We start from the raw sequence: 502 nt of genomic DNA, 5'->3' as shown, positions 1-502 counted from the left end.
CCGCCAGCGTGATCGCCGCGGCAGCGCCCAGCCAGGGCCCCGGCGAGCGCAGCGCATCACGCCGGAACATGACGAAGCCGACCCCGATGCCGATCAGCAGCAACGCGACGGTCTGCTTGGCCTCCAGCCCGATACCGGCCACCACGCCGGCCGGCAGCCAGGCCAGCACCGTTTCGATCCGCAGCGCCCGCGCCACCAGCAGCAGCACCGCGATCCAGACCAGCTGGTCCACCACGGTGGTCCCGAAGAACATCGCGGCACCCATGAACAACGGGCTGGCCGCCACCGCGGCCGCGCTGATGACCTGGGCAACGCGCCGCCCGCCCAGTTCGGCGGCCAACAGCGCCGCCAGCACGATGCAGCCCAGGTGTATCGCGATGGCCAACAGCCGAAGCCCCAGCAAGCCGCCCAGGGCAGCCGCCCGGGCCATCAGCGGCACCAGCGGCGGGTGGTCGAAGTATCCCCACGCCGGGTACTGACCGCAGATCACGTAGTAGAACTC

General features: G+C 71.3%; 1 protein-coding gene. It reads right to left on the bottom strand.

Features of this window, described 5'->3' with window-relative positions; translation table 11 throughout:
• Window positions 1–502 (bottom strand): glycosyltransferase family 39 protein (locus N416_RS0120840; RefSeq protein ID WP_024444026.1); only part of this gene is annotated, 502 nt, incomplete at both ends.

Origin of the sequence: Mycobacterium sp. UM_WGJ, assembly GCF_000455125.1 — a bacterium.
Lineage (GTDB): Bacteria > Actinomycetota > Actinomycetes > Mycobacteriales > Mycobacteriaceae > Mycobacterium.
Note: the sequence above shows the minus strand (reverse complement) of the source record. Positions and strands in the feature narration are given on the sequence as shown.